This is a genomic window from Pseudomonas sp. LPH60 (genome assembly GCF_030718165.1).
GTDB classification, from domain to species: Bacteria; Pseudomonadota; Gammaproteobacteria; order Pseudomonadales; family Pseudomonadaceae; genus Aquipseudomonas; species Aquipseudomonas danubii.
Genome location: NZ_JAVAJH010000002.1, coordinates 574,003 through 596,759, shown reverse-complemented (window position 1 = coordinate 596,759; position 22,757 = coordinate 574,003). Strand labels below are relative to the sequence as shown.

Below are 22,757 nucleotides of genomic sequence, written 5' to 3'. Positions count from 1 at the left end.
AAAACCTGCGTCTCCTGCGCAGCCGTTCGCAGCCTGCGGCAGCGGCTACAGGGCTGATTCAGGGGCAGGTCCAGCGCTGTGCGGTGCTGGCGATCTGTGCGGCCAACTGGGCAATGGCCTGTTGATGAGCCTGCACCAGGCTGCTCAGTTCAACACCCGCCGGCTGGCGGATCTGGCTGCTGCAGGTCAGGCTGCGGGCCGGGCCGCCCTCGCCCCGCAAGCGCAGGCTCCAGACCACATCGATCAGCGCGTAACGCCCGGGCAGGGATTCGAAACGCCGTACATCGGTCTGCAACGACAGCACCGGGAGCCCGGGCTGCTTGGGCAAGCCTTCAAGGTTGCGGGTGCCGAGCTTGTGCTCCATCTGGCTGGCCAGGGCGTCGTGGAACTCATCCACCAAGGGCGCGCTCCAGCGCTGGGTTTCCAGGATCGCCAGGGTGCCGCTGTCCTGGCGCACCACCAGTTGCGGCTGATCCACCTGGACCGGGATGCGCACCGTGGACATCTCGAACTGCAGATTCGCGTTACGGGCCGCAGCGCTGCCTTCAGTCACCGGCGGCATCAGGGTGTAGTAACGGGTCGGCGCAGAGCTGCAAGCGGCAAGTCCCAGGGTCAGGCTCAACAACAAGGCGATTTTTTTCATGGTTGGGCTTCCGGTGCGGATTCGCGGACAGAGGAGGATGGCGACTGGTAGGCATCCGGTTGGTTGTCTTTGAGACGACCGCGAATCAACGCTTCAGGATGACGACCGAGGAAGTCGCTGAGCACCCGTACCGAACGGGCGGTGCGCTGCACTTCCTCCATGGCCTGGCTGAGTTTCTGTCGCTGCGGCGAATCCTCGGAGAAGCTCTCGTTGGCGCTGGCCAGGGTCTTCTTCGACTGCTCCAGGGTGTCGCGCATCTGCGGCAGCACTTGGCCGTTGACCTGTTTCAGGGTCTTCTGCATCTCCGCCAGGCTGCCATCGAGGTTGGCGGCGATGGAGTCGATCGGCAGCTTGCTGATCTTGTCCACCACGGCCTGCAGTTGTTCCTGCAACTTGTCCATGCTGCCCGGGATGGTGGGGATCTCCAGCGGCCGTGCGGCGGGGTTGTAGGCCACCGGCTTGGCATTGGCGACAAAATCCAGGGAGATGTACAGCTGGCCGGTCAGCAGGTTGCCGCTGCGGGGCTGGGCCCGCAGGCCGTTCTTGACGAAGGCGCCGATCAGTTGCGCGGAGCGGGCGTCGTCTTCGCCGCCGGTCTGCTTCGCCAGTTTTTCATGGGCCTTGCCCAGGCGCTCGGGATAGATCACCGCCCCTACCAGGGTGGGGAAATACTTGCGCTGTTCGTCGTAGTCCAGGTCCATGGACACCACCTTGCCGATGTTCACCCCGAGGAACTCCACCGGGGCATTGAGCGACAGGCCGCGCAGGGCCTGATCGAAGCGCATGCGGATGTAATACGGCGCGCCGTCCGGCGGAGCCAGCGCCGTATCCTGATCGCCGAACAGGGTGTATTCGGCATTCTCCTCGGCCGGCTTGGCGTTGGGGCTGTACTTGGGTTCGACGAAGGCGATGCCGCCGGCAAGGATCGAGGACACCGACTCGGTGTTGACCTTCAAGCCGTTGGCGCCCAGGGTCACATCCACACCGCTGGCGTTCCAGAATCGGCTGTCGGTGGTGACGTACTTATCATTGGGCGCGTTGACGAAGATCTTCACGTCCACGCCCTTGCCGCTGTTGGCCAACTGATAGGACACCACCTGCCCCACTTCGATGCGCCGGTAGTAGACCGGCGAACCGATGTCCAGGGAGCCCAGGTCGTCAGTGTGCAGGGTGAAGCGCTTGCCCTTCTGCCCGTAGGTAATGAGCGGCGGGGTTTCCAGGCCCTTGAAGCTGTTCTTGCGCTTCTCCGACTTGCCGGCATCGGCGCCGATAAAGGCCCCGGAGAGCAAGGTATCGACCCCGGAAACGCCGTTGGCGCCAATCCGCGGACGCACCACCCAGAACATCGAGTCGTCGGCGGTGAACGGTTCGGCGGACTGATCCAGCTCGACCTTGGCCAGCACCTTGCGGCGATCGTCGCTCAAGGCGATGGAGGTCACCTTGCCGATCACCACGTTCTTGTACTTGACCTGGGTCTTGTTGGCTTCCAGGCCCTCGGCAGTCTGGAAACTGATGGTGATTTCCGGCCCGGCCGACAGCGAGTTGTGGACCACCATCGACAGCCCCACCAAGGCCGCGACAATGGGCACCAACCACACCAGCGAGACATTGAAACGCCGCGTACGCAGCGCCGGAGCGCCGGGAGCCGGCTGGGAACCTGCCGCCTTGGAACCTGGATGATCAGACATCTTCAACCTCTACATCCCAGATAAGCCGGGGATCGAAACTCATGGCCGCCAACATCGTCAGCACCACCACCAAACCAAAAAATAGAATGCCCATCCGCGGATCGATGGAACTCAGGGCCCGAAACTGCACCAGGGCCGCCACCAGGGCCACCACCAGCACATCGAGCATCGACCAATAGCCGATCACCTCGATAAAACGGTACAGCCTGGCACGCTCGCGCTGGGCCCAGAGGCTGCGGCGCTGGCAGGTCACCAGCAAGGTGCCAAGGACAAAGAACTTGATGCAGGGCACCACCACGCTGGCGATGAAGATCAACAGGGCGATGTCCCAGGAGCCGTGTCTCCAGAACTCCACCACGCCGCTCATGATGGTGTTTTCACTGGCGCTGCCAAAAATACTGGTGTGCATCACCGGCAGCAGGTTGGCCGGAATGTAGAAGATCAGGCTGGCCACGAGAAAGGCCCAGGTCCGCGCCAGGCTGTTGGGCTTGCGCGCATGGACCACGGAGTCGCATCGGGGGCACTGGTGCTCGGATTGCTCGCAGACCTGGCCGCAGGTGTGGCAGAGCATCAGTTGATAGTCCCGGGCGTAAGGGGGCGTACTCATCAGTAGCGACCCTCCAGGTCATCCCACAGATAGCGGATGTCCTTGCCGGAAATCAGGATGATCAGCACCGTCAGCATGGCCAGGGCCCAGAGCCCGAGGCCGGGGTGCACATCGAGCATGCCAGCGAGCTTGACGATGGCCACCAGAATGCCCAGCAGGCACACCTCCAGCATGCTCCACGGCCGCAGGTGCTCCAGGGCCCGCATGCAGGCCTTGAAGCCTGGCGCGGCACGATCGAAATTGGCGAACCCCAGCACCCAGCACAGCAGGATGATCTGCAGGCACGGCGCCAGAATGATGGTCAGGCCGGTGATCGCCGCAATCAGGCTGATGCGGCCCTGGGCCAGGGCTTCTACCGACTGCCAGAGCGTGGCTTCGTTGCTCAGGCCTTCGAGGCTGATCTTGATCACCGGAAACAGATTGGCGAAAACGAACAACAACCCGGCGGTAATCGACAAGGCGAACAGCTGCTGCACGTTCATGTAGCGGGCACGGGCCAGCAACGCGCCACAGCGCGAGCACTGAGCGGCCTGGCCTTTGCCGAGCGGCACGGATTCGTACAGCGAATCGCAGTGTTCGCAGATGATCCAGTTGCGGGAAATAGTCATGGTCTTCAGATAGTCGGGAGGGCTGCTGGTTCAGTGACGGCCTCCAGCGGACGCACATTTTCAGAAAAACCCGAGGACGGTGTCCAGTTCTGTCTGAAATCAGCTCGCAGACCTCTACGCCATAATAGGCCCCCCGTGGGTTTTCGCCGGCCGAAACCGGCGACTATCACAAAGGCCTGCGGCTCAATGAGCCAGACGCTGTTGCAACCACTTGTCCCGCAGTACGTCGTAGACCCAGTGGTAGAGGTAGGTGTAGGGCAGAAAGAACAACAGCACGCCGATATCGAGGATGAACGCCTGCAACAGGCTGACATTCAACCACCAGGCAATCAGCGGTACCCCCATCGCCACCAGACCGCCTTCGAACAGCAGGGCATGCAGGACCCGGGTCCAACCATTGCGTGCAAGTTGCAGGCGCTTGAGCAGACGATCGAACAGACCGTTGAACACCACGTTCCAGATCAGCGCCAAAAGGCCGATGCCGATGGTCACCAGGCCCATGTCAGCCATGGGTTTATCCATGATCCAGGACAGCAGCGGCGTGCAGATCAGCACGGCCAGCAGCTCAAAACCTACAGCCTGGAAAATACGTTCGGTAAGGGATTTTTGCAGGCTCATTGCCGTGCTCCTTGAGTGAATGTGTTGGCGATTTTCCAGGATCAGGTCGATACTTAATAATCAATAACCATCGACCAAGGCGATAGTTCATGGCCTCACACGAAGTGCTGCTGGCGTTCGTCCAGGCAGCGACCCAGGGTTCCTTTTCCGCCGCCGCCCGCAAACTGGGCAAGAGCCAGTCCACCATCAGCGCGGCAGTGGCCAGCCTGGAAATCGACCTCAATGTGCAATTGTTCGATCGGGCCAGCCGCAAGCCCGGCCTGACCCCCGCCGGGCAGGTGATGCTGCAGCACGCGGAGGAAATCCTCGCGGCCACCAGCCGCCTGGAAATGGCCGCCAGCCAACTGTCCCAGGGAGTCGAGGCGAAACTCACCGTTGCCCTGTCCGACACCTATCAGTCGGATCGCTTTGAAAGCTGCCTGAGCGCCTTCGAGCAGCGTTACCCGGACCTGGAACTGGAATGCCTGATTGCCGAATGCGAAGACCTGATTGCCCTGGTGCAAAGTGGCCGGGCGCACATCGCCTTCGCCGAGATGCAGGCCGATTACCCGGCAGACCTGGATCACCAGACCCTGGATGAACAGGGTGAAATGTCCCTGTACGTCTCCCGCAAGCATCCCCTGGCCCGGCTCGAGCACGTCGATCAGGAAGCCCTGCGCCAGCACCGGGAACTGCGCTTGGCGACAGTGCTCAACCCCTACGACAGCCGTCCCCAGGGACGGGTCTGGTCGGCGCCCAGCTACCTGATGCTGCTGGAAATGGCCCAGGGCGGTTTTGGCTGGGCGCCGTTGCCGAGCTGGCTGGTGGAAGGCTTCGGCGCCGGCAAATTGCAGGAACTGAACGTACGCGGCTGGCCGCGCAAGGTGGTGGTGGATGCCCTCTGGTCGCGCCTGCACCCGCCAGGGCCGGCCGGGAGCTGGCTGTTGGGGCGGATGCTGGAGTGAGGCAGCTCGGGTATCCGCCCCTGTAGAGCGCGTCCTGTAAAGCTACGCAGAGCTGGAGACCAGGTGGGCCAGGCGCGCTTCGAGAAAACGCCGTTCAGGAGCTTGCCGGGTCAGGGCCAAGGCTCTTTGGTAGGACTCCCGCGCCGCCTCGACTCGCCCCAACTGCCGGCAGAAGTCGGCACGGGCAGCGTGGATCAGGTGGTAATCCTGCAAGTCGCCGCGCTGCAGGATGGCCTCCACCTGCTCCAGGCCGGCCGCGGGGCCGTCACGCTTGGCCAGGGCCACGGCACGGTTGAGCTCGATCACCGGCGAAGGCTGCAGCCGCAGCAACACCTCATACAGGCCGACGATCTGCGGCCAATCGGTCTGTTCGGCGCTGGGAGCCTCGGCATGCACCGCGGCAATCGCCGCCTGCAGGCAATAGGCTCCGCCGCGTCCGCTGCGCAACCCGCGCTCCACCAGGGCGCAACCTTCGTCCATCAAGGCCCGTTGCCACAGGGAACGGTCCTGCTCATCCAGCAGGATCAACTCGCCCGTGCTGGAGAGTCGCGCCCCACGTCGCGACTCGTGCAACAGCATCAGGGCCAGCAGGCCCAATACCTCCGCTTCCGGTAACAGCTCCAGCAGCAGGCGCCCCAGGCGTATCGCTTCACGGGTCAGGTCCTCACGGGTCAACTCGGCCCCCATGGAGGCCGAATAACCTTCGTTGAACACCAGGTAGATCACTCGCAAGACACTGTCCAGGCGCTCGGGCAACTCGTCCAGCGTCGGCACCTGATAGGGAATTCCGGCGTCGCGGATCTTCGCCTTGGCCCGCACGATACGCTGAGCGATGGTGGCCGGAGAGACAAGAAAGGCCCGGGCGATTTCCTCGGTGCTCAGGTCGCAGATTTCCCGCAGGGTCAGTGGCACCTGGGCGTCTGCCGCCAGCGCCGGGTGGCAACAGGTGAAGATCAACCGCAGGCGATCGTCCTGCACGTCCTCACCCTCCCAGTCGTGCTGTTCCAGGTGCTCCAGCTGGCTGACCAGCGCCGCCTGGGAAGCGGCGAAGCGCGCCCGCCGGCGCAAGGCATCGATGGCCTTGAAGCGTCCAACGGACACCAGCCAGGCCCGAGGATTGTCCGGAACGCCGTCCTTTTGCCAACGCTCCACGGCGACAAAGAAGGCCTCGTGCAAGGCCTCTTCAGCCAGGTCGAAATCCCCCAGCAGGCGGATCAGGGTGGCGAGAATGCGCCGCGATTGCTCGCGGTAGACCCGCGCCACCAGGACCTGTAGGGCCTCACCGGATTGACCCGGCATCAGTCCGCCATGCCTTGGGTGACCAGGGCCACCAGACGCTCCAGGCTCTCTCCCCAACCCTGGTGAAATCCCATGGCTTCGTGGGCTTGCCGATCGGCTTCGCTCCAATGCATGGCGCGGGCGGTGTAGAGCGTCTTGCCGTCCTGCTCCTCGAAGGTCACTTCAGCGGTCATAAACGGCTTGCCCGAAGGAATCCAGCCCGGCACATAGGCATCGGTGAACACCAGGCGCGACGGCGCGTGGATCTCCAGAAACACCCCATGGTCGGGTATTCGGCACCGTCCGCAGCCCGCATCAACGTGCGAAATTGACCACCGACCCACAGATCCATTTCACACTCCGGGGTGGTCATGCCGTGCGGCCCCCACCATTGCGCCAGCAACGCCGGCTCGGTCCAGGCGCGAAACACCCTGGCCTGCGGCGCATCGATCAAGCGGCTGATGGACAGTTCATGCTCGGCGGCCTGGCGGCCGACTGTTGAAAAGGTCATTGGCAAACTCCTGCTTATGCTTGTTATCAGGGATTGAGTTCACGCACAGGACGCACTTCGACACTGCCGACCCGGGCCGCCGGAATGTTCCCCGCCACCTGGATCGCTTCATTCAAATCCCTGGCCTCGATCAGGTAGAAACCGGCCAGTTGCTCCTTGGTTTCGGCGAACGGACCATCGGTGATGGAGAGCTTGCCGCCACGCATGCGCACCGTGGTGGCGGTCTGTATCGATTGCAACGCCTCGGCGGCAAGCATCCGTCCGCTGCCCTGGACCGACTCGGCATAGGCCTGGCACTCGGCGTCCTTGGGGCTCTCGGGCAAGCTGTGCAACAACTGTTCATCGCTGTAGACCAGACAGAGGTATTTCATGGGTGTCTCCGGGTTCGGGCTGATCAACTATGGTTGCTGTTTTGTCCTTTGGCGAACCACCCGCTCATCAAGGTTGCAGATCGAACTGAGTGGTCCCGGTCTGCATGTCGAACGGCGCCGACCAGTGCTCATGCACCACTTGCCACTGCCCGTCGCGCAGCTCATAGGCGGCACTCACCCGCATCCAGCAGGCCTTGGTCTGTCCTTGGGCATCGGTGCCCCCGCAATGGGCCAGCCAATGGGCGAACGCCAGCTCCTCGGCGGCCCGCACCCGCAGCTGGTGGAACTCGAAGATGCCCGGCCCCGGGCACTCCTGCATGCAGGCCTGCCAATGTTCACGGTAGGCCGCCTTGCCCGAATACTGCAGGGCGCCGACGGCGTCGAAAGAGACGATGTCATCGGCGTAAAAGCTGACGATACGCTCGATGTCCCTGGCGACCACCGCCTGCTGCCAATGGCCGATCAGGCTGCGGATCTGTGCTTCGCTGGATGGGTTGTGCATGGCAAAACTCCTCAAGAGTGGAATCAACCGGCACCGGGCAGCCCCTGCAAGAGCGCACTTGAATGCTCGGTTCACCCTTAGTCGTCTGGCCAGCCAGACAATCGACAACCTCGATAAAAAATTTTACCGCTCGGGCAAAATCGCTAGAATCCGCCCCCTTCCCTCCCCTGGACAGTCCCGCCAGTGACCACTCGTCTCGTGCCTTGTGAACAGCTCGACAGCCATCAGCGTGCCCAACTGCTGAGCCTTGAAGTACGGCCTGAACAGAGAGCGTTTTCCGGGGATATCCATGGCGCGCTGTACACCCTGGGCAATGCACCGGCCGGCGCCATCAAGGGCTTTGCCCTGCTCAGCGACGAACGGCCGGTGGCGTTCCTGCTGCTCAAGCACGCGCCTTGCCTGCCGGCCTGGGCCGAGGCCGACCACGCCACCCTGCACGCCCTGCAAGTGGACCTGCCGTTCCAGGGCCAGGGACTGGGCACCGCCTGCCTGCAAGCCCTGCCCGGCGCCGCGCTCCAGGAATGGCCGCAGCTCAAGGGCCTGATGCTGGCGGTGGATGCCGACAACCACGCCGCACTCCAGCTCTATCTCAAGCTGGGCTGGGTCGAGAATGGCGAAGCCTGCAAAGGCCGGATGGGTTATGAACGCAGGATGGTCCTGGCGTTTTGAGTTCAGCACTTCAACTCAAGGGCACTCCTGCTTAGCAGCCCCCTGAAAAGCCCCTACGCCGGCGCCCCTTGTGCATCAGGGGCATGCCTGGGACTTACAACCCCCGCACCATCTCATGCCAGGCCATGCCGCCGTGGTCCGACGCCGACGCCTTGACATAGACGAAGCCAAAGCGCTCGTAGAGCGGTACATGGCGTTCCTTGCACATCAAGTGGATGCGCGCCTTGCCCAGCTCGGTCATGCGTGCAATGAAGGCTTGCAACAGTTGCCGGGACAGACCCTGGCCCTGGAAATCCGGATGCACCACCACCGACATGATCACCACTTCGGAACCGGCCGGGTCGTGGCCGATCAGTTCCTTGAAGGCTTCGTCGGCCATCTGCACCTCGAAGGTGGCACCGGAGTTGATGAAGCCGGCCACTGCCCCCTCCACCTCGGCGACGATAAAGCCCTCGGGCCAGGTAGCGATGCGGGTAGCGATCTTTTCCCGAGTCGCAGCTTCGTCGCCTTCGTAGGCCAGGGTCTCGATGGCAAAGCAGGCATCCAGGTCGGAGGGCAGGACGGTACGGATCAGCGGGGTCGAAGCAGTCATGGGCGGCAACCTGAAGACGGTGAAGGATGGCCGATTCTAGCAAGAGTGGCGTTGCCGGGAGCCTGGCGTATGCAGGGCATAGGGATAGTCGGGGCCGCCGTAAAGCTTTCATATAAACCCTGGCAAGGGCGGCGCCCAGGGATTATCTATCTGATCCCCGACGCCTCCTGGCCGGCCCCATCAAGCCGGCCCTGCCGCGTCTTGCCCACAGGACTTTCCCCATGAGCAACATCCAGATCGGCCTTCTTGTGCTGTTCAGCATCACCGCCTTCGGCTGCATCACCTTGTACATCGATTTTGTACATGAGCGGCGTCGCGGCAAAAAAGCCCTGAGCGGCGCCACCAGGCAGGATCAGAGCCCCACCAGGCGATAACCCACCTGCAACTCGGTGATCAGGTGCTGGGGCTGAGCCGGATCAGCTTCCAGCTTCTGCCGCAGATGGGCCATGTGCACCCGCAAGTAATGGGCGCGGTCGACATAGTCCAGGCCCCAGACCTCCAGCAGCAGTTGGCGATGGGTCAGGACCCGGCTCTGGCCGCGGATCAGGGCGCAAAGCAGACGGTATTCGATGGGAGTCAGGTGCACCAACTGCCCTTCGCGGCGCACCTCATGGGTGGCCAGGTCGACCTCGATGGCACCGAAGGCCACCTTGCTGGTGGCCGCCACCGCGCCGCTCTGGCCGTGGCGCCGCAGTTGCGCACGAATGCGCGCCAGCAACTCCGGCACACCGAAGGGTTTGACCAGATAATCATCAGCGCCGGCATCCAGGGCGGTGACTTTCTCGTCTTCGCGGTCCCTGGCCGACAGCACCAGGATCGGCACCGCCAGCCAGCCGCGCAGCTCGCTGATCAATTGCTTGCCGTCGCCATCCGGCAGGCCCAGGTCGACGATCACCAGATCCGGCTGGCGGCTGGCGGCATGGATCAGGGCGCGCTTGACGCTGTCGGCCTCGAACACCTGGAAACCTTCGTCCTCCAGGGCAATGCCGACAAAACGCCGGATGTTGGCTTCGTCCTCGACAATCAGGATGCGTGGGTTGCTCATAGGGCTTCCATGGATGGCGGTTGTCCCGCCGGCAAGGTGATGACAAAACTCAGCCCGGCGTCGGCGTGAGGCTGGGCCTCGATACGCCCGCCATGGGCTTCGACAATCCGTTTGGCCAGGGCCAGCCCCAGGCCGATCCCGGCCACCGCGGACTCCTGCTGGCCACGGCTGAAGGCATCGAACAGGCTGTCCGGGGAACTGCCCTTGGGACAGCCGGGGCCGGAGTCGCTGACCTGCAGGATGATCTGCTGGTCCACCTGGCGGGCCGTGATCTGCACCAGGGTGCCGGCAGGGGTGTACTTGGCGGCGTTGTCCAGCAGGTTCACCAGCACCCGTTCCAGCAGCAGCGCATCCACCTCCACCAGGGGCAGATGGGGCGCCATGGTCACCCGCAGTTCATGTCCAGCCAGGGGCTCACGCAACTGGCGCAGGGCGCTGCCGACAATCTCCTCCAGGGAATTCCACTGACGCTTGAGGCGCACCCCGCGCTCCTGCATGCGCGCCATGTCCAACAGGTTCTCGATCAGGCGCTGCATCGACGTGGCTTGATCATGGATGCCATGCAACAGCTCGGGCAGCGGGCCACTGGGGGCATGGGGCAACGCGGCATCGGCGGCCCCGATGATGGTGGTCAGCGGAGTGCGCAAGTCATGGGAAATAGCGGCGAGCAAAGTGTTGCGCATGCGCTCGCCTTCCATCTGCACCACGGTGCTCTGCGCCACTTCGACGTAATGCACCCGCTCCAGGGCGATTGCCAGTTGGCTCATGCAGGCCTCCAGCAGGCGCTGCTCCTCGGGTTCGTTGAGGCGTTCGGCGTCCGTCAGCTCCAGCACCAGCACCCCGCGCACGCGCATCGGTGCCTTGAGCGGCAGGTAGCAGCCCTTGGCCGCCGCCAGGGTGTCGGTGCCGCTGCCTGCCGGCTGGTCGTGGTCATAGGCCCACTGGGCAATGCTTTCATCGACCGCCAGGGTATTGGCATTCAAGGCTCGCACGCGATTGTCCGCATCCGGCAGCGCCAATCCGACCCGGGCCTCGAACACCCCGCTGAAGGTGCGCAGGGCCACGGCGCAGATCTGCTCCTCGGTCAGTGCCGCCGACAACTCCCGAGCCAGCCCGGCCAGGGAGGTGGCGCGGCGTTCGCCTTCGGCGGCGGTGCGGGCCTGGTGGCGCAGCCGCGCGGTGAGCTGGCCGGTGATCAGGGCAATGCCAAGCATCAAGGCGAAGGTGAAGAAATACTGGGTGTCGTTGACGGTGAACGACAACACCGGCTGAACGAAGAAGAAGTCGAAACACAGCACCGCCAGCATGGCCGCCCAGACACCCGGCCCCCGCCCGAAACGCAAGGCCACCAGAACCACAGTGAGCAGGAACAACATCACCACGTTGGCCGGGTCGAACACCTTCAGCAGCAGCGCCGCCACTGCAGTGGCGGCAAAACAGGCCAGGCTGGCCCACAGATAGGCCGGCGCTCGACTCGGCGACAATCCGGCCTCTGGCTTGTCCGCAGCGGCCGGGCGCCGGCTCAAGGGCCCGTTGGCGATCACGATCTGATCGATTTCCGGATGCTGGCGGCTGATGCGATCACTCACCGACTGATGCCAGAACTGCCAGACCTTGCGCGGGTAATGGCCCAGCACCAGGCGATTGGCATTGTGCTCACGGGCACAGGCCACCAGCGCCTCGGCCACGTCCAGGCCTGGCAGGGTCGCGGTCTCGGCGCCGAACTCGGCGGCCAGGGCCAGGGTCTTCATCGCTGCTGCATAACGGCTGGCACCGTGGCCACGACGTTGCGCCGAGGCCACGTGCACGACGATCCAGTCGGCTTCGAGTTTCTGCGCCAGGCGCGCGGCCTCGCGCACCAGGCGTTCGTCCGCCGGGTCACCGGCGATCCCCACCAGCAAGCGCTCCCGGGCCGGCCACAGGGCATTGATCGAGCGCTCGCGGCGATAGTCGCGCATTTGCGCATCGACCCGGTCGGCGGTACGGCGCAGGGTCAGCTCGCGCAGGGCCAACAGGTTGCCCTTGCGGAAAAAATTGCGTGAAGCGCGCTCGGCCTGGGGCCCCATGTAGACCTTGCCGTCCTTGAGTCGACGCAGCAGGTCGTCCGGTGGCAGGTCGATCACCAGCACTTCGTGGGCCTCATCGAACAGGTGATCAGGCACCGTCTCGCGCACGCGGATGCCGATGATGCCGCTGACGATGTCGTTGAGGCTTTCCAGGTGCTGGACGTTGAGGGTGGTCCAGACATCGATCCCGGCCCGCAGCAGTTCTTCCACATCCTGCCAGCGTTTGGGATGCCGGGAACCGGGGACGTTGCTGTGGGCCAACTCGTCCACCAGCAACACCGAGGGACGTCGCGCCAGGGCCGCGTCCAGGTCGAATTCGGGCAAGGCATAGTCGCGGTGCATCAGGCTGTGACGCTCCAGTACCTCCAGGCCTTGCAGCAGCTCGGCGGTTTCCCGCCGGCCGTGGGTTTCCACCACCCCGGCCACCACGTCGCGGCCCAGGGCCACTTCGTTGCGGGCGGCGGTGAGCATGGCGCAGGTCTTGCCGACCCCGGCGTTGGAACCGAAATAGATCCGCAGCTTGCCGCGCTGGGCGGCTTGTTCGTCCTGTTGCAGCTTTTCCAGCAGCGCATCGGGATCGGGGCGCCCGTCGCGGGGCGCAGGACTTGCATCAAGCACAGTCATGAGCTTCCTTAAATGAACAATGCGGCGCCCCCAGGGAGCGCCGCATTGCCTGTCCTTGCGTCAAACCAGGCCAAGCCCGGCCAGCAGCATGTCAATCAGCTTGATCCCGGCAAAGGGTACCAGCACCCCGCCCAGTCCGTAGATCAGCAGGTTGCGGTTAAGCAAGGCCGCCGCGCCGATGGACCGATACTTCACCCCCTTGAGCGCCAGGGGGATGAGGAACACGATGATCAGCGCGTTGAAGATCACCGCACTGAGAATCGCCGAGTTCGGGCTGGTCAATTGCATCACGTTCAACGCGCCCAACTGCGGGTAAGTGGCGACGAACGCGGCCGGTACGATAGCAAAATACTTGGCCACGTCGTTGGCCACGCTGAAGGTGGTCAGGGCGCCGCGGGTCATGAGCATCTGCTTGCCGACTTCCACCACTTCGATCAGCTTGGTCGGGTTGCTGTCCAGGTCAACCATGTTGCCGGCTTCCTTTGCCGCCTGGGTGCCGCTGTTCATCGCCACCGCAACGTCGGCCTGGGCCAGGGCCGGGGCGTCGTTGGTGCCGTCGCCGGTCATGGCCACCAGCTTGCCCTTGGCCTGGTAGTCGCGGATCAGTTGCAGCTTGTCCTCGGGACGGGCCTCGGCGAGGAAGTCATCGACCCCGGCCTCCACGGCAATCGCCGCCGCGGTCAGGCGGTTGTCGCCGGTGATCATCACGGTCTTGATGCCCATGCGCCGCAGTTCGGCAAAGCGCTCCTTCATCCCGCCCTTGACCACGTCCTTGAGTTCCACCACGCCCAGGGCCTGGGCGCCGTCGCTGACCACCAGCGGCGTGCTGCCGCGCCGGGAGACTTCGTCGACCTTGGCCTGCAAGGCCGGCGGGAAGCTGCCACCCAGGGCTTCGATGTGCCGGCGAATGGCATCGGCCGCGCCCTTGCGGATGCTGCGCCCCTCCGGCAGGTCGACGCCGCTCATGCGGGTCTGCGCGGTGAACTGCACGAAGCTGGCGCCCAGGGCCTCGATGTCGCGGCCACGGATGTCGAACTTCTGCTTGGCCAGCACCACGATGCTGCGGCCTTCCGGGGTTTCGTCGGCCAGGGAAGCCAGTTGCGCGGCGTCCGCCAGCTCGCTGTCCTTGATCCCCGGGGCCGGCAGGAAGGCGCTGGCCTGACGGTTGCCCAGGGTGATGGTGCCGGTCTTGTCCAGCAGCAGCACGTCGACGTCACCAGCGGCTTCCACAGCGCGCCCGGAAGTGGCGATGACATTGGCCGACATCATCCGGCTCATGCCTGCCACGCCGATGGCCGAGAGCAGGCCGCCGATGGTGGTGGGGATCAGGCACACCAGCAACGCCACCATCACCGTGGCGCTGATCACGCTGCCGGTGCCGCTCATGGCCACGGCGAAGATCGAGTACGGGCTCAGGGTCACGATCACCAGCAGGAACAGCAGGGTCAGCCCCACCAGGAGAATGGTCAGGGCCACCTCGTTGGGGGTTTTCTGGCGCTTGGCCGATTCCACCATGGAGATCATGCGGTCCAGGAACGACTCGCCGGGGTTGACGCTGATGCGCACCACCAGCCAGTCGGACAGCACCTTGGTGCCGCCGGTGACCGAGGAGAAGTCGCCCCCGGCCTCGCGGATCACCGGCGCCGATTCACCGGTGATGGCGCTCTCGTCCACCGTGGCCACGCCTTCGATGACCTCGCCATCCAGCGGCACCAGGTCGCCGGCCTCGATCAGCACCACCATGTCCTTGCGCAGCTCGCTGGCGGCCATCGGCAGCCAGGCGGCGCCATGCCTGGGCTGCTGCAACAGCTTGGCCAGGGTCTGGCGCTTCATGCCCTTGAGGCTCGCAGCCTGGGCCCGGCTGCGGCCCTCGGCCAGGGCCTCGGCGAAGTTGGCGAACAGCACGGTGAACCACAGCCACAGGGTGATGCTGAGGATGAAGCCGCTGGAGGCCTCGCCTTCACCGCCCAGGGACTGGAACCACAGCAAAGTGGTGAGAATGCTGCCCAGATAGACCACGAACATCACCGGGTTCTTCCACTGCGCCTGTGGCAGCAGCTTCTTCACCGCATCCAGGCACGCCGTGAACAGCAGCCCACGGTCGAACAACGCTATACGAGGGTTATTACTCATGATCGGTATCTCTTACTCACTGACCGCAAGGGGCGAGGCATGCACGGGTGCCAGGGCATCCAGCGCGAGATTGAGTTGCAGCACATTGACCCGGGGCTCGCCCAGCAGGCCGAAGGTGCGGCTTTCGCTGTGGTCCTGCAGCAGCGCCTGCAGCTCGGCCAGCGGCAGGTTGCGCAGGCGGGCCACCCGGTTCAATTGCAGCTGGGCGTTGGCCAGGGAGATGTGCGGGTCCAGGCCGGAAGCCGAAGCGGTCACCGCGTCCACCGGTACCGGCATGTCCGCCGCCAGGCCGTTGAGCTGGCGATAGGCGCTGACCCGCGCCGCCACGCTGTCCACCAGTTTCTGGTTGGTGGGGCCCAGGTTGCTGGCACCACTGGCCCCGGCGTTGTAGGGCTGGGGCACGCTCTTGCTCGGGTCCAGCGGATCGCTGCCCAGGGTCATGCTCGGGCGGCCCTGGAAATACTCCGGGCGACTGAAGGACTGACCGATCAGTGCCGAGCCCACCACCACCCCGTCACGCTGCACCAGGCTGCCCTGGGCCTGAAACGGGAACAGCAGGTTGGCCAGCACGGTGGTCGCCAACGGATAGGCCAGCCCGGTCAGCAGCATGAAGAACACCGCCGCCACCAGCACCGGGCGCAACAGGCCCTTGAACAGCACCGCAGTGGTGCCTTGGGTTTGCATTTGCGTCGTCATCACAACCCCTTACTTGTAAGTCTGGCCGGCCAGCAACTGCAGTTGCTCCACCAGCGGGCCGAGCGCGAGGGCCGGCAGGAAAGTCAGGCCACCCACCACCAGCACCACGAACACCACCAGGAACATGAACAGCGGCGTGGCAGTGGGAATGGTGCCGGCACCGGCCGGGATGTTCTTTTTCGCCGCCAGCGAACCGGCCACGGCCAGCATCGGCAGCATGGTGAAGAAACGCCCCATGAGCATCGCCAGACCGATGGTGGTGTTGAAGAACGGCGTGTTGGCATTGAGCCCGGCAAACGCCGAACCGTTGTTGGCGGTACCCGAGGCGTAGGCGTAGAGCACTTCGCTGAAACCATGGGGGCCAAGGTTGTTGAGGCTGTTCAAGGTGTCCGGCCACAACGCTGCCAGGGCGGTGAAACCGAGGATGCAGATCGGGTGCGCAAGCACCGAGAGCATCACCAGCTTGATCTCCCGGGCCTCGATCTTCTTGCCGAGGAATTCCGGGCTGCGGCCGATCATCATGCCCACCAGGAACACCGTCAGCAGGGCGTACTGGATCAGGTTGATAAAGCCCACGCCGTCACCGCCAAACACGCAGTTGAGCATCATCTGCGCCAGGGGCACGAAACCGCCCATGGGGGTCAGCGAGTCATGCATGGCGTTCACCGAACCGGTGGTGGCGCCCGTGGTGGTGGTGACGAACAGCGCGGTGTCGGCGATGCCGAAGCGCAGTTCCTTGCCTTCCATGTTGCCGCCACTCTGGGTTGCCGACAGTTGCTGGTCGGCACCGACCTGGGTCAGCAGCGGATTACCGCCCTGCTCCGCGGTGAAGACAATGGCCAGGAAGCCGACGAACATCACCAGGAAGGTGCCGAAGAACACCCAGCCCTGACGCCGCCGCAGCAGCATGCTGCCGAAGGTGTAGGTCAGCGCCGAAGGGATCAGCAACATGCTGAGGATGTGCAGCACGTTGGTCAGCGGAGTCGGGTTCTCGAACGGGTGGGCGGCGTTCATGCTGAAGAAGCCGCCACCGTTGGTGCCGATGTGCTTGATCGACTCGAAGCTGGCCACGGCGCCGACGATCAGCTGCTGCTGGGCGCCTTCCAAGGTGGTGGCCAGGGCCTGGGAGTTGAGGGTCTGGGGCATGCCCTGCCAGACATAGACCAGGGCCATGACCAGGCACAAAGGCAGCATCACCCGGTACAGGGTGCGGGTGAAGTCGACCCAGTAGTTGCCGATATCGGCGGAGCTGGAACGGCTCAGGCCACGAATGAAACCGGCCGCTGCCACCACACCGGCGGTGGAGCCGACAAACATCAGGAAGGTGATCACCGCCATCTGGCTGAAGTTCGACAGGCTGCTTTCACCTGAGTACGCCTGCCAGTTGGTGTTGGTGATAAAGGACGCGGCGGTGTTGAACGCCAGGTCCGGGGTCTGCGCCGCCAACCCCAGGGGGTTGAGGGGCATGACGGTTTGCAGGCGCAGCACCAGGTAGCCCAGGAGCATCATCGCTGCGTTGGACAGCAACAGCGCCGAGCCATAGCGCGCCCAGCCCATGGTCTCGCCGGGGTCGATCCCCAGCAGGCGGTAGGTGGCCCGCTCGGGCAAGGCGTGGCCGCGGCCGCTGAAGACCCGGGCCAGCCATTTGCCCATGAGTACGGCGAGCCCGGTCATTACCCCGAGGATCACCGCGTATTCCAGCACAGTACTCAACATGTCGATGCTCCGTTCAAATCTTGCCCATGGCGACGATGACCAGGGCCGTCAGTACAAAGAACCCCAGGGACAGGCCCACGAAGATCAGGTCGTACATGGCTGGTTTCCTTTCTCGAGAATGCCCGGACGGGCGAATGAAAATGCCGGGGTAGCGTTGGGTGCGGTCATCAGAATTTCTCGGCACGGATCAGCGCGTAACCCAGGTAGACAAACAGCAGCACGGCGCAAAAACCGCTGGCGCCGTAGATGAATTCCAGTGTCAGCAAGGCTTTTCCCCTTAATCCATTGAGGCGGCGCCGCAACCGCAGACAGCGGCCCGGGGCGCAACCGGTCAGGCACCCGGCAACGGGCACCGGCAGGGAGTCGGGAACGAGCCGTCCGCCGCTCTCCTCTGCGCCACGCAGGTTAGGTGAGGGCGTATCAAGGTCGGACACTGATTGCGGGGGGCGGTATTAAGACGGCGTATAGATTGCGGCCAAGGCCGGGGGAATCGGGGGCCGGCCAGCGCCCCCGAGGGGATCATTCACTTTTCAGCGGTAGCCAGACCTCCACCACGCCGCTGCCGGTATCGGGGTTGAAGTCGGCGCTGTAGCGCTCGAATTCCGGGGCATCGGCCGCCTCGCGACCGGACTGGGGCAGCCAGGTCTTCCAGATGTAGTTGAAGGTCTGTGGCAGTTCCTGCAAGGAGCCACCGTGCTCGAACACCGCATAGTTCTGCGGCTGCACCTCGATCCAGCGATAGCGCTCGGGCAAATCGTCGAGCTTGCTGATCTCGACCCCGGCCAGGTATTCGAAACCGCCCTGGCCATCGGGGTTGCAACAGATGCCGTAGGTCACCTCATCCACTTGCCCCGGCACCTTGCCGATGTGGGGGATGAAGCGCTGCCAGAGCTGCCCGATGTCCTGGCTGGCGCCAGGGGTAAACCGCTCGCTGAAGCCGGCGATCAGCAGAAAACGCTCTCTTTCGAAGCGCGGTTCTGGACCTGCGCCCTGTTTTTGCTCATCCATGAATGCCACTCCTGCCGCAGAAAAGATGGGTACGCCAGCAAGTATAGAAGCCAATCGCCAGGGCCAGGATCAGAGCGCCGGAAGGTCGACCACCCCAGCGCCGACGATGAACTCCTGATAACCGGATAGGATCACGTACACCGCGAAATAGCAGAAGATCGCCGCAGATGCCAGGTAGGAGTAGCGCAACAGCTTGTCGCCCAGCAACTTGCCGCCCTGGGTCGCGGCCAGGCACAGGCCCATGGTCCAGACCAGCCCGGCGCAAAAGAAGCCGGCCAGGAACAACCCGGAGTCGGCAATCGTGCCGCCACCGGATCGGGCAATCAGGGTGCCCCCCACGGCGGCAAACCAGAGGATCGCGCTGGGGGAAGACATGGCCAGGAAGATCCCGCGCAGGAACTCCTTGCGCGGCGAACCGCGGTCCGCCTCCCCCGCCGTGGCCAGCAGCGCACTGTGATGAATGGCGGCGTAGATCATCTTCGCCGCGAAATACACCAGCAGCGCCGAACCGCCGATCCACAGCACCCAACGCACAGTTTCGTACTGCAACAGTACGGTCATCCCGGCCAGGGCCAACAGCGCGTAGATCAGGTCACCCACGCAAGTTCCGAGGCCCAGGCAGAAGCCCTGGAAATAGCCGCGCTGCATGGCCAGGGTGATCATCGCGATATTGGCCACGCCGATGTCCAGGCACAGCGAAAGGCTCAGCAAAAAGCCGCTGGTAAACTCCATCATTCATCCCGTTTGACGCTGTTGTTCGAAGAGCTGCCGAGCGGCATCAGATCCGCCCGAACGGATCAGGCACAGGCCGGGCGCCGTCCTTGCAGGCAAAAAGCGTGCACGTTATAGCGGCAAACCCGCCAGCCGGGCAAACCGCCGGCAGCGCAAAAATAATTTTCCGCTGCTCTGGACAAGCCGGCGCCAGCGCCTTTATCGTCTGCCCCCGCAGGCCACCGCAGTGGCCAACGTCGCTCGGACGGTTCCGGGCGCTTACGTCTTTTCGAGGCAACAATGGCCGAACAAGGTTCGCCGCGCCGCTTTGCGCGCATCGATCGTCTCCCCCCTTACGTTTTCAATATCACTGCCGAGCTGAAGATGGCTGCGCGTCGGCGCGGCGAAGACATCATCGACTTGAGCATGGGCAACCCCGACGGCGCGACTCCGCCGCACATCGTCGAAAAGCTGGTGACCGTTGCCCAGCGTGAGGACACCCACGGCTACTCCACCTCCAAAGGCATTCCACGGCTGCGCCGGGCGATTTCCCGCTGGTACAAGGATCGCTACGAGGTCGATATCGACCCGGAAAGCGAAGCCATCGTCACCATCGGTTCCAAGGAAGGCCTGGCGCACCTGATGCTGGCCACCCTGGACCAGGGCGACACGGTGCTGGTGCCCAACCCCAGCTACCCGATCCACATCTACGGCGCGGTGATCGCCGGCGCCCAGGTGCGCTCGGTGCCACTGGTGCCCGGCGTGGACTTCTTTGCCGAGCTGGAGCGGGCCATTCGCGGTTCGATCCCCAAGCCGAAGATGATGATCCTGGGCTTCCCCTCCAACCCCACCGCGCAGTGCGTGGAGCTGGATTTCTTCGAGCGGGTGATCGCCCTGGCCAAGCAGTACGACGTGCTGGTGATCCACGACCTGGCCTACGCCGACATCGTCTACGACGGCTGGAAAGCCCCGTCGATCATGCAGGTGCCCGGAGCCAAGGACATCGCGGTGGAGTTCTTCACCCTGTCCAAGAGCTACAACATGGCCGGCTGGCGCATCGGCTTCATGGTCGGCAACCCGGAGCTGGTCAACGCCCTGGCGCGGATCAAGAGCTACCACGACTACGGCACCTTCACCCCGCTGCAGGTAGCAGCAATCGCGGCACTTGAAGGCGACCAACAGTGCGTCAAGGACATTGCCGAGCAATACCGGCAACGGCGCAATGTGCTGGTCAAGGGCCTGCATGAGCTGGGCTGGATGGTGGAGAACCCCAAGGCCTCGATGTACGTCTGGGCCAAGATTCCCGAGGCCTACGCGCACCTGGGCTCCCTGGAATTCGCCAAGAAGCTGCTGGCCGAGGCCAAGGTCTGCGTGTCGCCCGGGGTGGGTTTCGGTGAATACGGCGACGATCACGTGCGCTTCGCCCTGATCGAGAACCAGGACCGGATTCGCCAGGCGGTGCGCGGCATTCGCGGGATGTTCCGCGCCGATGGCCTGGTGCAGAAAAGCTGAGACTCCTTCAGCCACAAAAAAACCGCAGCGATGCGGTTTTTTTGTGCCTGTACTGTAGCCGCTGCCGCAGGCTGCGAACGAGTGCGTAGCACTCGCGGCGATTCAGATGCCTATCAAGGGCTGACGTTAGATCACCGGGCAAGGCCCTTCGGGCCTTTGCCCTGCCTCGCCCCAGGCTCGACAGCAGCTACAGGGGTCAGCCCCGCCGTTTAAACCACCAACGACAACAACAGGATGAAGATCAGGCCCACCACCGAGAGGATGGTTTCCATCGCCGTCCAGGTCTTGAAGGTCTCGGCCACAGTCATGTTGAAGTACTGCTTGACCAGCCAGAAGCCCGCGTCGTTGACGTGAGACAGGATCAAGGAGCCGGCACCGGTGGCCAGCACCAGCAGTTCGCGGTTGACCCCGGGGATCATCCCCACCACCGGCACCACGATGCCCGCGCCGGTGATGGTGGCCACGGTGGCCGAACCGGTGGCGATACGAATCACCGCCGCCACCAGCCAGGCCAGGAGGATCGGCGAGATCTGCGCATTGACCGCCATGTGGCCGATCACATCACCCACGCCGCTGGTCACCAGCATCTGCTTGAAACCACCGCCGGCACCAATGATCAGGATGATCGCCGCGGTAGGCGCCAGGCTGGCGTCGAGCAAACCGAGGATCTGCTTGGAGCCGATGCCCTGCTTGTAGCCAAAGGTGTAGAGCGACAGCAGCAGGGCCAGGAGCAAGGCACTGATCGGGTGGCCGATCATGTCCATCCAGATGCGGAAGAAGTGCCCGTCCGGCAACGCCACGTCGGCGAAGGTCTTGAGCAGCATCAGGAACACCGGCAGCAGCACAGTCAGCAAGGTCACGCTGAAGCTGGGCAGGTTCTGCGAGGTGTTTTCACGGGCCAGCTGGTCCACCAGCTCCTGGGACGGGTGACCCGGGATGTATTTGGCGATGAAGGTGCCGTAGATCGGACCGGCAATGATGGCCGTCGGCAGAGCAACGATCAGGCCGTAGAGAATGGTCTTGCCAATGTCGGCACCAAACACCCCGATGGCCAGCAGCGGCCCCGGATGCGGCGGCACCAGGCCGTGCACCGCCGACAGGCCAGCCAGCAGTGGAATGCCGATCTTGATCAGCGACACCCCGGTGCGCCGGGCGACGATGAACACCAGCGGGATCAGCAGCACGAAGCCGATCTCGAAGAACAGCGGGATGCCCACCAGGAACGCGGCGAACATCATCGCCCACTGCACCCGCTCCTTGCCGAACGAACGGATCAGGGTCTGGGCAATCTGATCGGCGCCGCCGGACTCGGCCATCATTTTTCCGAGCATGGTGCCCAGGGCCAGGATGATGCCGACAAAACCGAGCACGCCACCAAACCCGTCCTGGAACGCCTTGATGATCTTGTCCACTGGCATGCCCGAGGTCAGGCCGAGGAACCCCGCGGCAATGGTCAGAGCAATAAAGGGATGCAGCTTGAATCGGGTGATCAAGACGATCAGGCCGATGATAGTGACCACTGCATCAACCAGCAGATAGGTCTCTTGGGACATGCCAAACATGGGATTGCCTCCGGTTTGTTGTTTTTATTTAAGCGTTAAAAACAAGGGCCGAGTGGGATAGCGCTACCTATTTCGAGCCAGCACTTAATGTGAAGGTTCAAGGCCATGCTCCAGCCACCATTGGTTGGCCAGTTCGGCCAGGCGCTGGACGCTCAGGGTGCTGGCATCCAGGGCCAGGGTGAGCGGCTCCCCCACGGGGGATTCGAGGGTGGCGAACTGACTGTCGATCAGGGTCGAAGGCATGAAATGCCCTGGCCGGTGTGCCACGCGATCGGCGGCCACTGCCGGTGTCAGTTCGAGGAAGATAAAGCCCAGGCCGGGGGTCGCTGCGCGCAGGCGTTCACGGTATTTGCGCTTCAAGGCCGAGCAGGTCAGTACCGGACGCTGACCGGCGGCCAGGGTCCGACGCAATTCATCGCAGAGGCTGTCGAGCCAGCCGGCACGGTCGTCGTCGTCGAGGGGAATGCCGGCGCTCATCTTGGCGATATTGGCGGCAGGGTGGAACGTATCGCCTTCAATGGCCGTGGCGCCGCTGCGTTGGCACAGCGCCTGGCTGACGCTGGATTTGCCACAGCCGGCAACACCCATGATGACCAGGGCGGTAATAGATTGACTCATGTAACACCTCAGCGCGCAGACAGCGCTACCTTCGC

24 protein-coding genes and 1 pseudogene are annotated in these 22,757 nt (G+C 63.9%); 4 read left to right on the top strand and 21 right to left on the bottom strand.

Annotated elements, in window-relative coordinates:
* Nucleotides 1–58 precede the first annotated feature (58 nt).
* From Q8O96_RS08335 to Q8O96_RS08315, 5 genes are all read right to left on the bottom strand, one after another.
* Nucleotides 59–643: a membrane integrity-associated transporter subunit PqiC gene (locus tag Q8O96_RS08335; RefSeq protein WP_102860651.1), complete on the bottom strand. Its 585-nt coding sequence runs from the start codon at nucleotides 641–643 to the stop codon at nucleotides 59–61.
* Entirely contained in the window at nucleotides 640–2,331 is a 1,692-nt protein-coding gene (locus Q8O96_RS08330; protein ID WP_305948659.1) for an intermembrane transport protein PqiB, read from the bottom strand. Before Q8O96_RS08330 ends, Q8O96_RS08335 begins: the two co-directional genes overlap by 4 nt.
* Nucleotides 2,324–2,938, bottom strand: a complete 615-nt coding sequence (locus Q8O96_RS08325) for a paraquat-inducible protein A (RefSeq protein WP_102860649.1) — start codon at nucleotides 2,936–2,938, stop codon at nucleotides 2,324–2,326. Before Q8O96_RS08325 ends, Q8O96_RS08330 begins: the two co-directional genes overlap by 8 nt.
* Nucleotides 2,938–3,546: a paraquat-inducible protein A gene (locus tag Q8O96_RS08320; RefSeq protein WP_102860648.1), complete on the bottom strand. Its 609-nt coding sequence runs from the start codon at nucleotides 3,544–3,546 to the stop codon at nucleotides 2,938–2,940. The genes Q8O96_RS08325 and Q8O96_RS08320 overlap by 1 nt, the downstream gene beginning before the upstream one ends.
* A gap of 183 nt (nucleotides 3,547–3,729) precedes the next feature.
* On the bottom strand, nucleotides 3,730–4,164 hold the full coding sequence (locus tag Q8O96_RS08315; RefSeq protein WP_305948658.1) for a multidrug/biocide efflux PACE transporter: 435 nt from the start codon (nucleotides 4,162–4,164) through the stop codon (nucleotides 3,730–3,732).
* Nucleotides 4,165–4,253: 89 nt separating this feature from the next.
* On the opposite strand from Q8O96_RS08315, the gene Q8O96_RS08310 reads away from it, so the two are divergent.
* Entirely contained in the window at nucleotides 4,254–5,108 is an 855-nt protein-coding gene (locus Q8O96_RS08310; RefSeq protein ID WP_102880623.1) for a LysR family transcriptional regulator, read from the top strand.
* A gap of 42 nt (nucleotides 5,109–5,150) precedes the next feature.
* Here Q8O96_RS08310 and Q8O96_RS08305 read toward each other — a convergent pair whose 3' ends face one another.
* From Q8O96_RS08305 to Q8O96_RS08290, 4 genes and pseudogenes are all read right to left on the bottom strand, one after another.
* Nucleotides 5,151–6,407: an RNA polymerase sigma factor gene (locus tag Q8O96_RS08305; protein ID WP_250329518.1), complete on the bottom strand. Its 1,257-nt coding sequence runs from the start codon at nucleotides 6,405–6,407 to the stop codon at nucleotides 5,151–5,153.
* Nucleotides 6,407–6,897: pseudogene (locus Q8O96_RS08300) on the bottom strand (SRPBCC family protein). Before Q8O96_RS08300 ends, Q8O96_RS08305 begins: the two are co-directional and overlap by 1 nt.
* Before the next feature lie 26 nt (nucleotides 6,898–6,923).
* The gene (locus Q8O96_RS08295) at nucleotides 6,924–7,268 is read right to left on the bottom strand and encodes a YciI family protein (RefSeq protein WP_102860643.1); all 345 of its coding nucleotides are present in this window, start codon (nucleotides 7,266–7,268) and stop codon (nucleotides 6,924–6,926) included.
* Nucleotides 7,269–7,335: 67 nt separating this feature from the next.
* Nucleotides 7,336–7,770, bottom strand: coding sequence for an SgcJ/EcaC family oxidoreductase (locus Q8O96_RS08290; protein WP_102860642.1), 435 nt, complete (start codon nucleotides 7,768–7,770; stop codon nucleotides 7,336–7,338).
* 183 nt (nucleotides 7,771–7,953) lie between these two features.
* Between Q8O96_RS08290 and Q8O96_RS08285 the strand changes: the two genes are divergently transcribed.
* A complete protein-coding gene (locus Q8O96_RS08285; protein ID WP_305948657.1) occupies nucleotides 7,954–8,439 on the top strand; it encodes a GNAT family N-acetyltransferase in 486 nt (161 codons plus the stop codon).
* 94 nt (nucleotides 8,440–8,533) lie between these two features.
* On the opposite strand, the gene Q8O96_RS08280 is transcribed toward Q8O96_RS08285, so the two are convergent.
* On the bottom strand, nucleotides 8,534–9,031 hold the full coding sequence (locus Q8O96_RS08280) for a GNAT family N-acetyltransferase (RefSeq protein ID WP_305948656.1): 498 nt from the start codon (nucleotides 9,029–9,031) through the stop codon (nucleotides 8,534–8,536).
* 221 nt (nucleotides 9,032–9,252) lie between these two features.
* Between Q8O96_RS08280 and Q8O96_RS08275 the strand changes: the two genes are divergently transcribed.
* The gene (locus tag Q8O96_RS08275; RefSeq protein ID WP_162884081.1) at nucleotides 9,253–9,405 is read left to right on the top strand and encodes a hypothetical protein; all 153 of its coding nucleotides are present in this window, start codon (nucleotides 9,253–9,255) and stop codon (nucleotides 9,403–9,405) included.
* Here Q8O96_RS08275 and Q8O96_RS08270 read toward each other — a convergent pair.
* From Q8O96_RS08270 to Q8O96_RS08230, 9 genes are all read right to left on the bottom strand, one after another.
* The gene (locus Q8O96_RS08270; RefSeq protein WP_305948655.1) at nucleotides 9,384–10,076 is read right to left on the bottom strand and encodes a response regulator; all 693 of its coding nucleotides are present in this window, start codon (nucleotides 10,074–10,076) and stop codon (nucleotides 9,384–9,386) included. The genes Q8O96_RS08275 and Q8O96_RS08270 overlap by 22 nt on opposite strands.
* Nucleotides 10,073–12,766, bottom strand: a complete 2,694-nt coding sequence (locus tag Q8O96_RS08265; RefSeq protein WP_305948654.1) for a sensor histidine kinase KdpD — start codon at nucleotides 12,764–12,766, stop codon at nucleotides 10,073–10,075. The genes Q8O96_RS08270 and Q8O96_RS08265 overlap by 4 nt, the downstream gene beginning before the upstream one ends.
* A 60-nt stretch (nucleotides 12,767–12,826) precedes the next feature.
* Nucleotides 12,827–14,899, bottom strand: a complete 2,073-nt coding sequence (gene kdpB, locus Q8O96_RS08260; RefSeq protein WP_305948653.1) for a potassium-transporting ATPase subunit KdpB — start codon at nucleotides 14,897–14,899, stop codon at nucleotides 12,827–12,829.
* A 12-nt stretch (nucleotides 14,900–14,911) separates the two neighbouring features.
* Nucleotides 14,912–15,595: a K(+)-transporting ATPase subunit C gene (gene kdpC, locus Q8O96_RS08255; RefSeq protein WP_305948652.1), complete on the bottom strand. Its 684-nt coding sequence runs from the start codon at nucleotides 15,593–15,595 to the stop codon at nucleotides 14,912–14,914.
* A 9-nt stretch (nucleotides 15,596–15,604) separates the two neighbouring features.
* Nucleotides 15,605–17,311 (bottom strand): potassium-transporting ATPase subunit KdpA, encoded by a 1,707-nt coding sequence (gene kdpA, locus Q8O96_RS08250; protein WP_115580729.1) that lies wholly within the window; start codon nucleotides 17,309–17,311, stop codon nucleotides 15,605–15,607.
* Between the two features lie 13 nt (nucleotides 17,312–17,324).
* Nucleotides 17,325–17,495: a hypothetical protein gene (locus Q8O96_RS08245; RefSeq protein ID WP_162884082.1), complete on the bottom strand. Its 171-nt coding sequence runs from the start codon at nucleotides 17,493–17,495 to the stop codon at nucleotides 17,325–17,327.
* The gene (gene kdpF, locus Q8O96_RS08240) at nucleotides 17,479–17,577 is read right to left on the bottom strand and encodes a K(+)-transporting ATPase subunit F (RefSeq protein ID WP_016968152.1); all 99 of its coding nucleotides are present in this window, start codon (nucleotides 17,575–17,577) and stop codon (nucleotides 17,479–17,481) included. Before kdpF ends, Q8O96_RS08245 begins: the two co-directional genes overlap by 17 nt.
* A gap of 253 nt (nucleotides 17,578–17,830) precedes the next feature.
* Nucleotides 17,831–18,319, bottom strand: coding sequence for a GyrI-like domain-containing protein (locus tag Q8O96_RS08235; RefSeq protein ID WP_102860634.1), 489 nt, complete (start codon nucleotides 18,317–18,319; stop codon nucleotides 17,831–17,833).
* Between the two features lie 69 nt (nucleotides 18,320–18,388).
* Nucleotides 18,389–19,051, bottom strand: coding sequence for a LysE family translocator (locus Q8O96_RS08230; RefSeq protein WP_110594805.1), 663 nt, complete (start codon nucleotides 19,049–19,051; stop codon nucleotides 18,389–18,391).
* Nucleotides 19,052–19,330: 279 nt separating this feature from the next.
* On the opposite strand from Q8O96_RS08230, the gene alaC reads away from it, so the two are divergent.
* On the top strand, nucleotides 19,331–20,542 hold the full coding sequence (alaC, locus tag Q8O96_RS08225; RefSeq protein ID WP_047305701.1) for an alanine transaminase: 1,212 nt from the start codon (nucleotides 19,331–19,333) through the stop codon (nucleotides 20,540–20,542).
* Nucleotides 20,543–20,751: 209 nt separating this feature from the next.
* Here the strand turns inward: alaC and Q8O96_RS08220 are convergent, their stop codons facing one another.
* The gene (locus tag Q8O96_RS08220; protein ID WP_047305702.1) at nucleotides 20,752–22,104 is read right to left on the bottom strand and encodes a GntP family permease; all 1,353 of its coding nucleotides are present in this window, start codon (nucleotides 22,102–22,104) and stop codon (nucleotides 20,752–20,754) included.
* An 84-nt stretch (nucleotides 22,105–22,188) separates the two neighbouring features.
* Nucleotides 22,189–22,722, bottom strand: a complete 534-nt coding sequence (locus tag Q8O96_RS08215) for a gluconokinase (protein ID WP_102860632.1) — start codon at nucleotides 22,720–22,722, stop codon at nucleotides 22,189–22,191.
* Nucleotides 22,723–22,757 lie beyond the last annotated feature (35 nt).